The sequence below is a fragment of the Streptomyces hokutonensis genome (genome assembly GCF_000376565.1).
GTDB classification, from domain to species: domain Bacteria; phylum Actinomycetota; class Actinomycetes; order Streptomycetales; family Streptomycetaceae; genus Streptomyces; species Streptomyces hokutonensis.
Genome location: NZ_BARG01000087.1, coordinates 13,963 through 29,819 on the forward strand (window position 1 = coordinate 13,963; position 15,857 = coordinate 29,819).

15 protein-coding genes are annotated in these 15,857 nt (G+C 71.9%); 11 read left to right on the forward strand and 4 right to left on the reverse strand.

The features are described 5' to 3' along the window. Positions 1-165: 165 nt before the first annotated feature. On the reverse strand, positions 166-399 hold the full coding sequence (locus tag SSP08S_RS62160; protein ID WP_158697296.1) for a hypothetical protein: 234 nt from the start codon (positions 397-399) through the stop codon (positions 166-168). Here SSP08S_RS62160 and hemW point away from each other — a divergent pair. Continuing rightward, positions 398-1,630, forward strand: coding sequence for a radical SAM family heme chaperone HemW (hemW, locus tag SSP08S_RS44245; RefSeq protein WP_019074078.1), 1,233 nt, complete (start codon positions 398-400; stop codon positions 1,628-1,630). The genes SSP08S_RS62160 and hemW overlap by 2 nt on opposite strands. 9 nt (positions 1,631-1,639) lie before the next feature. Here hemW and SSP08S_RS44250 read toward each other — a convergent pair whose 3' ends face one another. Continuing rightward, complete coding sequence (locus SSP08S_RS44250) at positions 1,640-2,449, reverse strand: DUF3097 domain-containing protein (RefSeq protein ID WP_019074079.1); 810 nt, start codon at positions 2,447-2,449, stop codon at positions 1,640-1,642. Positions 2,450-2,483: 34 nt separating this feature from the next. Continuing rightward, positions 2,484-3,215: an MBL fold metallo-hydrolase gene (locus tag SSP08S_RS44255; RefSeq protein ID WP_019074080.1), complete on the reverse strand. Its 732-nt coding sequence runs from the start codon at positions 3,213-3,215 to the stop codon at positions 2,484-2,486. A 174-nt stretch (positions 3,216-3,389) separates the two neighbouring features. On the opposite strand from SSP08S_RS44255, the gene hrcA reads away from it, so the two are divergent. From hrcA to SSP08S_RS44305, 10 genes are all read left to right on the forward strand, one after another. Continuing rightward, complete coding sequence (hrcA, locus tag SSP08S_RS44260; RefSeq protein ID WP_019074081.1) at positions 3,390-4,406, forward strand: heat-inducible transcriptional repressor HrcA; 1,017 nt, start codon at positions 3,390-3,392, stop codon at positions 4,404-4,406. Next, on the forward strand, positions 4,407-5,543 hold the full coding sequence (gene dnaJ / locus SSP08S_RS44265; RefSeq protein ID WP_019074082.1) for a molecular chaperone DnaJ: 1,137 nt from the start codon (positions 4,407-4,409) through the stop codon (positions 5,541-5,543). Between the two features lie 258 nt (positions 5,544-5,801). Continuing rightward, positions 5,802-6,878, forward strand: a complete 1,077-nt coding sequence (locus SSP08S_RS44270) for a nitronate monooxygenase (RefSeq protein WP_019074083.1) — start codon at positions 5,802-5,804, stop codon at positions 6,876-6,878. Next, positions 6,875-7,633: a 16S rRNA (uracil(1498)-N(3))-methyltransferase gene (locus SSP08S_RS44275; protein WP_019074084.1), complete on the forward strand. Its 759-nt coding sequence runs from the start codon at positions 6,875-6,877 to the stop codon at positions 7,631-7,633. Before SSP08S_RS44270 ends, SSP08S_RS44275 begins: the two co-directional genes overlap by 4 nt. A gap of 27 nt (positions 7,634-7,660) precedes the next feature. After that, on the forward strand, positions 7,661-8,053 hold the full coding sequence (locus SSP08S_RS44280) for a VOC family protein (RefSeq protein WP_019074085.1): 393 nt from the start codon (positions 7,661-7,663) through the stop codon (positions 8,051-8,053). A 142-nt stretch (positions 8,054-8,195) separates the two neighbouring features. Then, positions 8,196-8,708, forward strand: a complete 513-nt coding sequence (locus SSP08S_RS44285) for a hypothetical protein (RefSeq protein ID WP_019074086.1) — start codon at positions 8,196-8,198, stop codon at positions 8,706-8,708. A 70-nt stretch (positions 8,709-8,778) separates the two neighbouring features. Further along, positions 8,779-12,021 (forward strand): S41 family peptidase, encoded by a 3,243-nt coding sequence (locus SSP08S_RS44290; protein ID WP_019074087.1) that lies wholly within the window; start codon positions 8,779-8,781, stop codon positions 12,019-12,021. 125 nt (positions 12,022-12,146) lie between these two features. Next, positions 12,147-12,500: a histidine triad nucleotide-binding protein gene (locus SSP08S_RS44295; protein WP_019074088.1), complete on the forward strand. Its 354-nt coding sequence runs from the start codon at positions 12,147-12,149 to the stop codon at positions 12,498-12,500. 6 nt (positions 12,501-12,506) lie between these two features. Further along, positions 12,507-13,412: a ribonuclease Z gene (locus SSP08S_RS44300; protein WP_026179363.1), complete on the forward strand. Its 906-nt coding sequence runs from the start codon at positions 12,507-12,509 to the stop codon at positions 13,410-13,412. A gap of 20 nt (positions 13,413-13,432) precedes the next feature. After that, a complete protein-coding gene (locus tag SSP08S_RS44305) occupies positions 13,433-14,425 on the forward strand; it encodes an adenosine deaminase (RefSeq protein WP_019074090.1) in 993 nt (330 codons plus the stop codon). On the opposite strand, the gene SSP08S_RS44310 is transcribed toward SSP08S_RS44305, so the two are convergent. Continuing rightward, entirely contained in the window at positions 14,389-15,654 is a 1,266-nt protein-coding gene (locus SSP08S_RS44310) for an MFS transporter (RefSeq protein WP_019074091.1), read from the reverse strand. The genes SSP08S_RS44305 and SSP08S_RS44310 overlap by 37 nt on opposite strands. Between the last annotated feature and the right edge of the window lie 203 nt (positions 15,655-15,857).

The window sequence follows — 15,857 nt, forward strand, 5'->3', positions numbered from 1 at the left end:
CGGTTGTGCGGGTGGTGGATGGGTGCCGGGTGCCGGTTCGACGACGGCGATGGCCTCGCGATCGCGCTTGCCGGGTGCGCGGGGCTGCGCGCCGGGCTGATCAAGTGGTTGGTGCACGAGTTCGGGGGGGCGTCCGCCGGAGGATGATCTGGCGTTGCTGGTGCTTCAGGCGGGGCAGGTGGGGTAGCCGTAGCCGGTTGTGCGGGTGGTGGACGGGTGGCCGGGCGCTGGTTCGGATCGACGGCGGCGACGGCGCTCGTGGGGTGCGCGGGGGTGAGCGACGAGCGCATCGAACGCCTGGTGCACGAGTCCGGCGGCCGGCCGCCGGAGGACGACCCGGCGCTGCCGGTGCTCCGGGCGGAGCGGACAGTCGTACCGGTGCTGGACAATGGAGGACATGCCTTCCGCACTCCCCGACGGTGATCCCGTCCCCGACGACGGCGCCCTGCCCGCGCAGGCGCTCGCCGGGGCCGCCGGCCGCCCCCTCGGGTTCTATCTGCACGTCCCGTACTGCGCGACCCGCTGCGGCTACTGCGACTTCAACACCTACACGGCGACCGAGCTGCGCGGCACGGGCGGAGTGCTGGCCTCCCGCGACAACTACGCGGACACCCTGATCGACGAGGTCCGCCTGGCCCGCAAGGTCCTCGGCGACGACCCGCGCCCGGTGCGCACGGTCTTCGTCGGCGGCGGCACACCCACGCTGCTCGCGGCGGGCGACCTCGTCCGGATGCTGGGCGCGATCCGGGACGAGTTCGGCCTGGCCGACGACGCGGAGATCACCACCGAGGCCAACCCGGAGTCGGTCGACCCCGCCTACCTCGCGGCCCTCCGCGACGGCGGCTTCAACCGCGTCTCCTTCGGCATGCAGAGCGCGAAACAGCACGTACTGAAGGTCCTCGACCGCACCCACACCCCGGGCCGGCCCGAGGCCTGCGTCGCCGAAGCCCGCGCGGCCGGCTTCGAACACGTCAACCTCGACCTCATCTACGGCACCCCCGGCGAGACCGACGACGACTGGCGGGCCTCCCTCGACGCCGCCCTCGGCGCGGGCCCCGACCACATCAGCGCCTACGCCCTGATCGTCGAGGAGGGCACCCAGCTCGCCCGCCGGATCCGCCGCGGCGAGGTCCCGATGACGGACGACGACGTCCACGCGGACCGCTATCTGATCGCGGACGAAGTGATGTCCGCCGCGGGCTTCGACTGGTACGAGGTCTCCAACTGGGCGACATCGAAATCCGGCCGTTGTCTCCACAACGAGCTCTACTGGCGCGGCGCCGACTGGTGGGGCGCGGGGCCCGGAGCGCACTCGCACGTCGGCGGAGTGCGGTGGTGGAACGTGAAGCACCCGGGCGCGTACGCGGGCGCCCTGGCGGCCGGACGGTCGCCCGGCGCGGGGCGCGAGATCCTTTCCGAGGAGGACCGCCGCGTGGAACGCATCCTCCTGGAGCTACGGCTCCGCGAGGGCGCCCCACTGGACCTGCTCCACGAGGACGGCCTCAAAGCCTCCCGCCGGGCCCTCACCGACGGACTGCTGCAGCAGCGGCCCTACGACGAGGGACGCGCCGTGCTCACCCTGCGCGGCCGGCTGCTGGCCGACGCCGTGGTGCGGGACCTGGTGGACTGACCGGACCCGTCAGGCCTCGCCGGGCGCCGTGACGAAGTCGATCAACTCCTCCACCCGCCCCAGCAGTTCCGGCTCAAGATCCTTGTAGGACTGGACCTTGGCCAGAATCGCCTGCCACACCGCACCGGTGTTTTCCGGCCAACCCAGGGCCCGGCACACCCCCGTCTTCCAGTCCTGCCCGTGCGGGACCCGGGGCCAGGCGGTGATGCCCACGGAGGACGGTTTCACGGCCTCCCAGATGTCGATGTAGGGGTGGCCGACGACGAGGGCGTGCTCGCTGGTGACCGACTGGGCGATGCGCCACTCCTTGGTGCCCGGCACCAAGTGGTCCACCAGGATGCCCAGCCGCGCGTCCGGGCCGGGGGCGAACTCGTCCACGATGGCCGGCAGGTCGTCGACGCCCTCCAGGTACTCGACCACCACACCCTCGATGCGCAGGTCGTCGCCCCACACCCGCTCGACGAGCTCGGCGTCGTGCCGGCCCTCGACGTAGATCCGCCCGGCGCGGGCCACGCGCGCGCGTGCACCGGGGACGGCGACCGAACCGGATGCCGTACGGGTGGGCCGTAGCGGACTCGACACAGGCCTGACCAGGGTGACCACGCGGCCCTCCAGAAGGAAACCGCGCGGCTCCAGGGGGAACACCCGGTGCTTGCCGAAGCGGTCCTCCAGGGTGACCGTGCCGGCCTCGCAGCGGACCACCGCGCCGCAGAAACCGGTGCCCGGCTCCTCGACCACCAGGCCGGGATCCGCCGGGACCTCGGGTACCGGCTTGGGCTTCTTCCACGGCGGGGTCAGGTCGGCGGAGTACTGGCGCATTCGGATGACGATAGGAGAACCGGGCCGACCCTCCTCACGACACGCCGAAACGCGTTGCCAACGCGTCCCGTTGGGCCCGCACGAACCCCGCGTCCACCACCGCTCCGTGACCGGGCACGTACACCGCGTCCTCGCCACCCAGGTCGAGGAGGCGGTCCAGGGCGGCCGGCCAGTGCGACGGTACGGCGTCGGGGCCCGCCTGGGGTTCGCCGGACTCCTCGACCAGGTCGCCGCAGAAGACGACAGGCGGGGAGCCCGGCACGCCTTGGACGACGACCGCGAGATCGTGGGACGTGTGGCCCGGGCCCACGTTCACCAGCAGGGCCTGCCGGTCGCCGCCCAGGAGCAGGGTCCGCTCGTCCGACACCAGGTGACGGGGATGCACCAGGGTGGCCACCGCCTCGTCGGCCACGCGCGCGTGGAGGCCGTTTTCGACCGCGTCCCCACGGAGTGCGTCCCGCTCGTCCGCCAATACCCGCTCCATGCCCGCCGCCCCGAACACCTCCGCGTCCGCGAACTCCGCCGCCCCGAAGACATGGTCGAAGTGGGGGTGGGTGAGCGCGAGACGAGTCACAGGGCGCCCGGCGAGCGCCCGCGCCTCCGTACGCAACCTCGCGCCCTCCGCGAGACTCGACCCGGCGTCGATCATCAGCGCCGAACCCTCCCCGACGACCAGACCGACCGTGCAGTCCCAGCCAGGCAGCCGGCACCGGCCCACCCCGGCGGCCAGCCGCTCCCACCCCGCCTCTTCCCAAGTCACCGTCATACGGCGACGCTAACGGTGAGGGCACCCCACGGCGTGACATCGCAGGACCGGCCTTGCCCGGGGTGTACCCCACGGCCGTACACTGGGCCGGGGAACGCTGGCACTCGCGCGCACAGAGTGCCAGGAAAGGGCAGCCCGGTAACAAAACGGCGACCAGAACTGGAGGTGTGCGCGATGCTCAGCGAACGCAGGCTTCAGGTACTGCGCGCCATCGTCCAGGACTATGTCGGCACCGAGGAGCCGGTCGGGTCCAAGGCGCTCACCGAGCGGCACAGCCTCGGCGTCTCCCCGGCGACCGTGCGCAACGACATGGCGGCCCTGGAGGACGAGGGGTACATCGCCCAGCCGCACACCAGCGCCGGCCGCATCCCGACGGACAAGGGCTACCGCCTGTTCGTCGACAAGCTCGCCGGCGTCAAGCCGATGACCGGCCCCGAGCGCAAGGCCATCCAGAACTTCCTCGACGGCGCGGTCGACCTCGACGACGTGGTGGGCCGTACGGTCCGGCTGCTCGCGCAGCTCACCCGGCAGGTCGCCGTCGTGCAGTACCCCTCGCTGACCCGCTCGACCGTCCGCCACGTGGAGCTGCTGTCGCTGGCCCCCGCGCGCGTGATGCTCGTGCTGATCACCGACACCGGGCGGGTCGAGCAGCGCATGGTGGACTGCCCGGCCCCCTTCGGGGAGTCCTCGCTCGCGGATCTACGCGCGCGGCTCAACAGCAGGATCGCCGGCCGCCGCTTCGCGGACGTGCCGCAGCTCGTGCAGGACCTGCCGGAGGCCTTCGAGAACGAGGACCGCGGCACGGTCGCGACGGTGCTCTCCACCCTCCTGGAGACCCTCGTCGAGGAGACCGAGGAGCGGCTGATGATCGGCGGCACCGCCAATCTCACCCGCTTCGGACATGACTTTCCCCTCACCATCCGCCCCATCCTGGAAGCCCTGGAGGAGCAGGTCGTCCTCCTCAAGTTGCTTGGTGAGGCGGGGGATTCGGGCATGACCGTACGGATCGGTCACGAGAACGCCTACGAGGGACTCAACTCCACGTCGGTGGTGTCGGTCGGCTACGGTTCGGGCGGCGAGGCAGTCGCCAAGCTCGGCGTGGTCGGACCGACCCGCATGGATTACCCGGGAACGATGGGAGCGGTACGCGCAGTGGCACGGTACGTCGGACAGATCCTGGCGGAGTCCTAAGTGGCCACGGACTACTACGCCGTTCTCGGCGTGCGTCGCGACGCGTCGCAGGATGAGATCAAGAAGGCCTTCCGCCGGCTCGCGCGCGAGCTGCACCCGGACGTGAATCCGGATCCGAAGACCCAGGAGCGGTTCAAGGAGATCAACGCCGCCTACGAGGTGCTCTCGGACCCGCAGAAGAAGCAGGTCTACGACCTCGGCGGCGACCCCCTCTCGCAGGCGGGCGGCGGCGGAGCCGGCGGCTTCGGCGCGGGCGGCTTCGGGAACTTCTCGGACATCATGGACGCGTTCTTCGGCACGGCGTCGCAGCGCGGACCGCGCTCGCGCACCCGCCGCGGCCAGGACGCCATGATCCGCCTCGAGATCGAGCTGGACGAGGCGGCCTTCGGCACCACGAAGGACATCCAGGTCGACACGGCCGTCGTCTGCGGCACCTGCAACGGCGAGGGCGCCGCCCCCGGCACCTCCGCGCAGACCTGCGACATGTGCCGCGGTCGCGGTGAGGTGTCGCAGGTGACCCGGTCCTTCCTGGGCCAGGTCATGACGTCCCGTCCGTGCCCGCAGTGCCAGGGCTTCGGCACCGTCGTGCCGACGCCGTGCCCGGAGTGCGCCGGTGACGGCCGCGTCCGCTCGCGGCGCACGCTCACGGTGAAGATCCCGGCCGGTGTGGACAACGGCACGCGGATCCAGCTCGCGGGCGAGGGCGAGGTCGGCCCCGGCGGTGGCCCCGCCGGTGACCTGTACGTCGAGATCCACGAGCTGCCGCACTCCACGTTCCAGCGGCGCGGCGACGATCTGCACTGCACGGTGACGATCCCGATGACGGCGGCGTCCCTCGGCACGAAGGTGCCGTTGGAGACGCTGGACGGCATGGAGGAGGTCGACATCCGCCCGGGCACCCAGTCCGGCCAGTCGATCCCGCTGCACAGCAGGGGCATCACGCATCTGCGCGGCGGCGGCCGGGGCGACCTCATCGTGCACGTCGAGGTCACCACCCCGACCAAGCTCGACGTCGAGCAGGAACGCCTCCTCAGGGAACTGGCGAAACTACGCGGCGAGGAACGGCCTCTCGGGCAGTTCCAGCCCGGGCAGCAGGGATTGTTCTCCCGGTTGAAGGACGCCTTCAACGGCCGCTGACAGGGAGCTGTGAAGGCTGCCGGGGGTCCGGGGGTTGCCCCCCGGGCAGACACAGTCAGCCCGGGCAGCAAGGGTTGTTCTCGCGGTTGAAGGACGCGTTCAACGGCCGCTGACCGGTCGCCGAATCGGCAGCCGAACCGCTTGTCGAACGGTCGTCGAATCGGCCGTCGAACCGGTCTCCGCGCGGGCATGCATCTGTCCTATGCCCGGCGGAAGGCCGGATTCGGACTTGTTCGGAGGACGTGACAACATGCCGTCATGTCCTCCGCACTGACCGATCTCTTCCCTCATCCGATCGTGCAGGCCCCGATGGCGGGCGGTGTCTCCGTCCCGCAGCTCGCGGCCGCCGTGTCCGAGGCCGGCGGGCTGGGATTCCTCGCCGCCGGGTACAAAACAGCCGACGGCATGTACCAGGAGATCAAGCAGCTGCGGAGCCTGACGGCCCGCCCCTTCGGCGTGAACCTCTTCATGCCGCAGCCCGAGTACGCGGACAAGGCGGCGGTCGACGTCTACGCCCACCAGCTGGCCGGCGAGGCCGCCTGGTACGACACGGAACTCGGCGACCCGGACAGCGGCCGCGAGGACGGCTACGACGCGAAGCTGTCCGTGCTGCTCGACAACCCGGTGTCCTTCGCCTCCTTCCACTTCGGCGTCCCCACCCGTGAGGTGCTGGACTCGCTGCGCAGGGCCGGCACCTTCACCCTCGTCACCGCCACCACCGCCGAGGAGGCCCTCGCCGTGGAGCGGGCCGGTGCAGACGCGGTGATCGCGCAGGGCGTCGAGGCCGGCGGCCACCAGGGCACCCACCGCGACCTCCCGGAGAACGACGGCTCCGGCATAGGACTGCTCTCCCTGGTCGCCCAGATCCGCGAGACCGTGTCCCTCCCGATCGTCGCCGCCGGCGGTCTGATGCGTGGCAGCCAGATCGCCGCCGCCCTCGCGGCGGGCGCGAGCGCGGCCCAGCTCGGCACGGCGTTCCTCGCGACCCCCGAGTCCGCGGCGAACGTCCTGCACAAGCAGGCACTCACCAACCCCCTTTTCACGCGTACCGAGTTGACCCGCGCGTTCTCCGGCCGCCCGGCCCGCGGCCTCGTCAACCGCTTCATGCGCGAGCACGGCCCGTACGCCCCCGCCGCGTACCCCGAGGTCCACCACCTCACCTCACCGCTCCGCAAGCAGGCCGCCGCGGCCGGCGACGCGCAGGGCATGGCGCTGTGGGCCGGACAGGGCCACCGCATGGCCCGCGAGCTGCCGGCCGGGCAACTGGTCGAGGTACTGGTCGCCGAACTGACCGCCGCCCGGACAGCGTTGTCGGCCGGGGGTGAGCTCCGATGACGGCGCCGGTGTTCATCCTCGACCCCCTGGTGATCCCGGACTTCAGTGGCGGTGAGGTAGTCCTCGACGGTCCTGAGGGGCGGCACGCGGTCTCCGTACGGCGCATGCGGGCCGGTGAGGACGTCGTCCTCACCGACGGACGCGGCCGGTGGGTGGCGGGTGTCGTCAAGGCGGCCGAGGGCAAGGACCGGCTCGTCGTCATGGACCTGGAGTCCGTCAGCCAAGAGCCCGAGCCGCAGCCCCGTATCACCGTCGTCCAGGCCCTTCCCAAGGGCGACCGCGGCGAACTCGCCGTGGAGACGATGACCGAGACCGGCGTCGACGCCGTCGTCCCCTGGGCGGCCGCCCGTTGCATCACGCAGTGGAAGGGCGAGCGCGGTCTGAAGGCCCTCGCGAAGTGGCGGGCCACCGCCCGGGAGGCCGGCAAGCAGTCCCGCCGGCTGCGCTTCCCGGAGGTCGCGGACGCCGCAACGAGCAAACAGGTTGCCGCACTTCTCGCCAAAGCCGACTTCGCCGCCGTGCTCCACGAGGACCGCGACTACGCCAGCGAGCCCCTCGCCACCGCCGAACTCCCCACCGAGGGCGAGATCGTGCTGGTCGTGGGCCCCGAAGGCGGCGTCTCCCCCGAGGAGTTGGCGCTCTTCGAGGAGGCCGGGGCGAAGGCCTACCGGCTCGGGCGTAGCGTGCTGCGCACATCGACCGCCGGGACAGCGGCCACCGCCCTGCTCCTGGGCCGTACCGGACGCTGGTCCTGAACCACAGGAACCACAGGGGAGACCGTCGTGGAACTGGCCCAAGTGAGGCTGCTCGTCACCGACTTCGCCGCCTGCTACCGCTTCTACGCCGAAGTCCTCGGTCTGAAGCCGCAGTCGGGGGCGACCGACGGGCCGTACGAGAAGTTCAGCCCGGCCGTCGGGTCGGCCGGGATCGCGCTGCAGGACCGGGCGATGATGGCCCAAGTCCTCGGTGAACTGGGGGAGTTGGTGACCGGGCACCGCTCGCTGGTGGTGCTGCGGGTCGATGACCTGGACGCCTACTGCGAGCAGATCACCGACCGGGGGGCCGTGTTGCTGCACGGCCCCGCGCCGATGACGGACCGGATGAGGGTCGCGCATCTCAAGGACCCCGAGGGCAATGTGGTGGAGCTTCAGGAGTGGCTGCTGCTCCGGGGCTGACGATCGTGCGCCGGTGACCGCGCCCCCGGCGCACGGGTGGCCGTATGCGCTCTTCCGTGTGCGCCCCGACGGTGGCAGGCTGCCGTCCATGGGGGCGTTGAGGCAGAACTGGCGTCGGCCCCGCGGACGGCGGGTGGCCGCTGTGGCGGGGCTCGCGATGGTGTCCGTGGGCGGGGTCGTCGCGTGCCAGCCCGGTGATCTCAGCGCGGCGACCGTCGCGTACACCACCGACAAGACGGCGACCGCCGAGCTCAAGCGGGACCATGTGAGCGTCCGCTATCTGACCTGCACGGGCAACTACGGCAGCGGCAACAAGGCCTACACGCCAGGGAAGACGCCCTCGCCGACCGAGTCCACGGTCGTCTCCGTGGACTGCCAGGGGCAGACGAACGACAACCGGGACATCACCGTCACCGGCAAGGTCACCCGGGCCGTCGACGGCGCCTGTGTGCGCGGCGACCTGGTCGGCAAGGTGGGCGGCAAGCAGGTGTTCCACGTGACCGGGCTCGGCGACTGCAACGCGGCGACACCCTCGTCCGTGGGCAACCCGAACCCGAGCCTCACCTACGGCCCCGGACCGACCGTCACCGTCACGGTCACCAAGACCATCTGGTGCAAGGGCGACCCGACCTGCTGGCCCGTGGAGGGCAAGTGATCACCCGTCCATAGCGGGCAAGTGATCCAAACCGCTGTCTTCACAGGCCGCCGCTGCATACGCTGATCAGGTGACTCAGCCCTCAGCGTCCGCAGCCCAGGCCGGTCTCCAGGCCTATCTCCGCTTCCCGCACCTGCACGGCGAGTTGATCGCCTTCACCGCCGAGGACGACGTGTGGCTGGCCCCCCTCGACGGCGGCCGGGCCTGGCGGGTCAGCGCCGAGAACGTGCCGGTGACCCACCCGCGCATCTCGCCCGACGGCACCACCGTCGCCTGGACCTCCACCCGGGACGGCGCCCCCGAGGTGCACATCGCCCCCGTCGACGGCGGACCCGCCAAACGCCTCACCCACTGGGGGAGTTCACGCACCCAGGTGCGCGGCTGGACGGCGGACGGCCAGGTCCTCGCCATCAGCACCCACGGCCAGGCGAACCTCCGCCGCAGCTGGGCCCGCACCATCCCGCTGGACGGCGGACCCGCAACCACCCTGCCGTACGGGCCCGTCGGCGATGTCGCCATCGGCCCCGCCGCCACCGTCCTGCTCTCCGCGCCCATGGGCCGCGAGGCCGCCTGGTGGAAGCGCTACCGGGGCGGCACGGCGGGCAAGTTGTGGATCGACCGGGACGTCCGCGACGGGGAGGGTGTCGGCGAATTCACGCGCCTGCACGAGGAGTTGGACGGCAACCTCGAGTACCCGGTGTGGGCGGGGGAGAGGATCGCGTTCCTCTCCGACCACGAGGGCACCGGCGCCGTCTACTCCTCCCTCGCCGACGGCACCGACCTGCGCCGCCACACCCCGCTCGACGGTTTCTACGCCCGGCACGCGGCCGGCGACGGCACCCGGATCATCTACTCCTCCGCCGGTGAACTCTGGCTCCTCGACGACCTGGACGGCGCCGAACCGCGCCGCCTCGACATCCGGCTCGGCGGACAGCGCACCGACCAGCAGCCCTTCCCGGTGTCCGCGGCCCGCTGGTTCGCCTCCGCGTCGCCCGACCACACCGCGCGCGGCAGCGCCGTCGCCGTCCGCGGCACCGTCCACTGGATCACCCACCGCGCCGGCCCCGCCCGCGCCCTCGCGGCCACCCCCGGCGTACGGGCCCGGCTGCCCCACACCTTCCGTGTCGACGGCGAGGAATGGGTGGTGTGGGTGACGGACGCCGAGGGCGACGACGCCCTGGAGTTCGCCCCCGCCACCGGCCTCGCCCCCGGCGCCACCCCGCGCCGCATCGCCGCCGGACAGCTCGGCCGCGTCCTCGCGCTCACCGTCGCCCCCGACGGCGGCCGCGTCGCCGTCGCCTCGCACGACGGCCGCGTCCTCCTCATCGAGCGCGAGACCGGCGAGGTCCGCGAGGTCGACCGCAGCGAGGACGGCGACGCCTCCGGCCTCTCCTTCTCGCCCGACTCCGCCTGGCTCGCCTGGTCGCACCCCGGCCCGCGCCCGCTGCGCCAGCTCAAGCTCGCCAACACCACCGACCTGTCGGTCACCGAGGCGACCCCGCTCCGCTTCCAGGACTACGCCCCCGCCTTCACCCTCGACGGCAAGCACCTGGTCTTCCTCTCGACCCGCTCCTTCGACCCGGTCTACGACGAACACGTCTTCGACCTCGCCTTCGTGGTCGGCGACCGCCCGCACCTGATCACCCTCGCCGCGACCACCCCGTCCCCCTTCGGACCGCAGCGCCACGGCCGCCCCTTCGAGGCCCCCGACAAGGACGAGACCCCCGACAGCGAGGGCCGCCCCACCACCCGTATCGACCTCGAGGGCCTCGCCGACCGCATCGTCCCGTTCCCCGTCGAGGCCGGCCGCTACTCCAACCTGCGCGCCGCCAAGGACGGCGTCCTGTGGCTGCGCCACCCCGTGCAGGGCGTCCTCGGCGCCACCCGCGCGACCCCCGAAGACCCGGACCCCAAAACCGAGTTGGAGCGCTACGACCTCGCCCAGCAGCGCATCGAGCACCTCGCCGGGGACGCCGAGCACTTCGAGGTCAGCGGCGACGGCAAACGCGTCCTGCTGCGCACCGACCACAAACTGCGGGTCGTCCCGAGCGACCGCCGCGCCGCCTCAGAGGACGACGACAGCGACTCGAACATCAACGTCGACCTCTCCCGCATCCGCCAGACCGTCGACCCGGCCGCCGAATGGCGCCAGATGTTCGACGAGACCGGCCGCATCATGCGCGACAACTTCTGGCGCCCCGACATGAGCGGCGTCGACTGGAGCGGCGTCCTCGACCGCTACCGCCCGATCCTCGACCGCGTAGCCACCCACGACGACCTCGTCGACCTCCTCTGGGAGGTGCACGGCGAACTCGGCACCTCGCACGCCTACGTCACCCCGCGCGGCGGCTACGGCACCGGCGAACGACAGGGCCTGCTCGGCGCCGACATCTCCCGTCACGAGGACGGCAGTTGGCGCATCGACCGCATCCTGCCCTCCGAGACCTCCGACCCGGCAGCCCGCGCCCCTCTCGCCGCACCCGGTGTCGCCGTCCGCCCGGGCGACGCGATCCTCGCCGTAGCCGGCCAGCCGGTCGACCCGATCACCGGACCCGCCCCCCTCCTCGTCGGCACGGCCGGCAAACCCATCGAGCTGACCATCTCCCCGGCAGGCGGCGGAGACCCCCGCCACGCGGTCGTCGTCCCCCTCGCCGACGAGGAACCCCTCTACTACCACGCCTGGGTCGCCGACCGCCGCGCCTACGTCCACGAGAAGTCCGGCGGCCGCCTCGGCTACCTCCACGTCCCCGACATGCAGGCCCCCGGCTGGGCCCAGATCCACCGCGACCTCCGCGTGGAGGTGGCCCGCGAGGGCCTGGTCGTGGACGTCCGCTACAACCGGGGCGGCCACACCTCGCAGTTGGTCGTGGAGAAGCTGGCCCGCCGCATCGTCGGCTGGGACCTCCCCCGAGGCATGCGCCCGTACAGCTACCCCGAGGACGCCCCTCGCGGCCCGGTCGTAGCCGTGGCCAACGAGTTCTCCGGCTCCGACGGCGACATCGTCAACGCGGCGATCAAGGCACTGGGCATCGGCCCGGTGGTCGGCACGCGCACGTGGGGCGGGGTGATCGGCATCGACAGCCGCTACCGCCTGGTCGACGGCACGCTGGTCACTCAGCCCAAGTACGCGTTCTGGCTTGAGGGTTACGGCTGGGGGGTGGAGAACCACGGGGTGGATCCCGACGTGGAGGTGGTGCAGCGGCCACAGGACTACGCGGCGGGCAGGGACACCCAGCTGGACGAAGCAATCCGCCTGGCGTTGGAAGCACTGGAGACCAGTCCGGCCAAAACTCCGCCCACTCTGCCCACCTAAAGGGGCGCGGGGCTGTATCGATTTGCGGCTCCGCCGCGTGGGCGCGACCAGCCCCCACGCACCCGCACTCAACGACGATACGATGCCCCGCGTAAAGCACAGCCCACGCCTCGGAGGGATCCCAAATGTCAGGGGAACCGCAGAACGACTGCCTGTTCTGCAAGATCGTCGAGGGCCACATCCCGGCGACGATCGTCCGCGAAACAGACACCACCGTCGCGTTCCGTGACATCAACCCCCAGGCCCCGACCCACGTCCTGGTGATCCCCCGCGTCCACTACCCCGACGCCGCCTCCCTCGCCGCCGCCGAACCGACGATCGCCGCCGACGTCCTGCGCGAGGCGGGCGAGGTCGCGGCGGACGAGAAGCTCGAAAGCTACCGCGTGGTGTTCAACACGGGTACCGGCGTGGGCCAGACCGTCTTCCACGCCCACGCCCACGTGATGGGCGGCCGCGGCATGCAGTGGCCGCCCGGATAACTCACCGTGTCCGTACGTGAATTGGTGATCCTCGGCACCGCCAGCCAGGTCCCCACCCGCCACCGCAACCACAACGGCTACCTCCTGCGCTGGGACGGCGAGGGCATCCTCTTCGACCCGGGCGAGGGCACCCAGCGCCAGATGCTGCGCGCCGGGGTCGCCGCGCACGACCTCAACCGGATCTGCGTCACCCACTTCCACGGCGACCACTCCCTCGGCCTCGCGGGCGTCATCCAGCGCATCAACCTGGACCGCGTCCCGCACGAGATCACCGCGCACTACCCGCGCTCGGGTCAGCACTTCTTCGACCGCCTGCGCTACGCCACGGCGTACCGCGAGACGGTCGGCATCACCGAGTCCCCGGTGTCGGCGGACGGAGTGATCGCCACCACGGGGAACTACACCCTGGAGACCCGCAAGCTCTCCCACCCCGTCGAGTCCTACGGCTACCGCCTCACCGAACCCGACGGCCGCCGCATGCTCCCCGACCGCCTCGCCGCGCACGGCATCAAGGGCCCGGACGTGGGCCGCATCCAGCGCGAGGGAGTCGTGGACGGCGTCTTGCTGGACGACGTCAGCGAGGTGCGGCGCGGGCAGCGGTTCGCGTTCGTCATGGACACCCGCCTCTGCGACGGAGTGCACGCCCTCGCGGAGGGCTGCGACCTGCTGGCGATCGAGTCGACGTTCCTGGACGAGGACGAGCAACTGGCCGTGGACCACGGCCACTTGACCGCCGGACAGGCGGCCCGCGTGGCCCGGGACGCCGGCGTCCGCCACCTCGTCCTCACCCACTTCAGCCAGCGCTACTCCGAGCCGGAGGAGTTCGAGCGGCAGGCGCGGGCGGCCGGGTTCGAGGGGGAGCTGACCGTGGCGCACGATCTACTCAGGGTGCCGGTTCCGAAACGGTTGTAAAACACCCGTACGATACTTCGATGCCCATTCCCAAAGCCGAACTGCACCTCCACATCGAAGGCACCCTCGAACCCGAGCTGGCGTTCGCCCTCGCCGCCCGCAACGGCGTGACGCTGCCGTACGCGGACACCGAGGCGCTCCGCAAGGCGTACCTCTTCGAGGACCTGCAGTCCTTCCTGAACCTCTACTACGAGCTGATGGCCGTCCTGCGCACCGAGCGTGACTTCGAGGACCTCGCCAACGCCTATCTCGCCCGCGCCGCCGCGCAGGGCGTACGGCACGCGGAGATCTTCTTCGACCCGCAGGCCCACATCGCGCGGGGCGTGGACATGGGCACGGTGGTGGAGGGCCTGTGGCGGGCGCTCGGCGACAGCGGGACCAACCACGGCATCTCGACCCGGCTCATCATGTGCTTCCTGCGCGACGAGTCCGCCGACTCGGCCATGGAGACCCTGGAGGCGGCCAAGCCGTACCTCCACCGGATCACCGGCATCGGCCTCGACTCGGCCGAGGTCGGCCACCCGCCGGTGAAGTTCCGCGAGGTCTACGAGGCCGCCGCCGCGCTGGGGCTGCGACGGGTCGCGCACGCCGGTGAGGAGGGCCCGCCCGCCTACATCACCGAGGCGCTGGACGTCCTCGGCGTCGAGCGCGTCGACCACGGGCTGCGCTGCGTGGAGGACGCGGAGCTGGTCGCCCGCCTGGTCCGCGACCGCATCCCGCTCACCCTCTGCCCGCTCTCCAACGTCCGGCTGCGCGCGGTGGACGTTCTCGCCGAGCACCCGCTGCCCGCCATGCTGGACGCGGGTCTGCTGTGCACGGTCAACTCCGACGACCCGGCCTACTTCGGCGGGTACGTGGGCGACAACTTCGACGCGGTGCGCTCGGCGCTGGGCCTGAGCGAGGACCGGTTGCGGGAGTTGGCGCGGAACTCCTTCGTCGCGTCGTTCCTGGAGGACGACGAGGAGCTGCGGGCTCGTTATTTGGCCGAGGTGGAGGCGTACGAGTTCTCATAGGTGGGTGTTGACACTGCGGGCCGGTGGGGGCTGGTCGCGCAGTTCCCCGCGCCCCTAAGGGGTCGGGCCTCGACAGAGATCTCGACGATCGATGGCAGCACGCGTTGCCGGCCGGAGTGCACCGCTACCGCCGTCATCGGTACCGCCACCACGATCAGCCCCGCCGCCAGAATCGCCCCCATCGCCGGGAACCCCGCCCCCGCCGACAGCACACTCCCCGCCAGCGGCCCCGCAGCCGTCCCCAGTGACGAGGCCGAGCCGACCAGGACCGCCCAACGGCCGCGCGGGTCGAGGGAGGCGGCGAGGCCGAGGATGTACGACAGGACGATCGGGTAGACGGTGTTCCAGGCGATCTCGCCGGTCGCGAACGTCCTCAGGTCGTGCGCGGACGCGCTGAGCACGATGCAGCCCGCGATGAGCGCCGTGCCCGCGCCGATCGGCACCGCGCGGCCCAGCCGGGAGCCGAGCGCGCCCGCGCCGATCACCCCGACGAGGCCGGTGCCGAGCGCGATCGCGAAGACCGCGCCGACGGTGACCTCGGACAGGTGGGCCTGGGTGAGGCCGATGCGTCCGCTGACGCCCCAGAGGGAGTTCTGCGCGAGGGACCAGCACAGCAGGGTGCCGGCGAGGACGAGTCCGGCGCGGCGGTGGGGGAGGCCCGCGGTCTCCACGCGCGCGTGCCCCGTCGCCGTACGGACCGGGAGGCGTGCGGTCAGCGGCCATACGGCCAGTGCGGTCAGCGCGATCGCGGCGAGCGGCTGGCCGTGGCCCGCGCCGAGGTGCGGGACCGTGAGGTAGACGGCGCCAGCGAGCGCGGACACGCACAGCAGGCCGAGCGTGGAGGCGCGGTGGGGGTCCCGCTCGGCGGCGATTCCGGACGCGGCGACCGTGGTGGCCGTACCCGATCCGAAGCCCCCGACGATCGCGCCCGCGACGACCGCCGGTACGGCGTGCGTGAGGGCGGCCGAGCCGTAGCCGAGGACGGCCAGCGCGAGGCCGATCCGGGCGAGGGTGCGCGGGCCGACCCGGTCGACGCGTGAGGCGAGCATGAAGCCCGCCGCCGCCGAACTCAGCAGCAGCGTACTGCCTACGGCACCGGCCTGCGTGGCGGACAGCGGGAGCCCGGCGTCGAGGCGGCCGACGGTGGTGGGCAGGAGGTAGGGGGCGAGATACCCGGCCGTGAAAAGGGCGACGAGGGGCCAGGGCGTGGTGGTGCTGCGGGCGGACACGGGCGTTCCCAGGGCATGCGAAAGAAGCGGCTCAAAAAGGGGATTGGGCGACGACCGTCGACGGACAGGAACGCGCGGGCAATTTGTATCAAGCACGCGGTTCGGGAAAGAAGGGCGGGGGGTGTGATGTGGGGCACGTTTCGTTTGGGGTGGGGAGTGCCGGGTAGACGAGCGCCCGCATCGCGGGGTTGCCCGGCGAATTT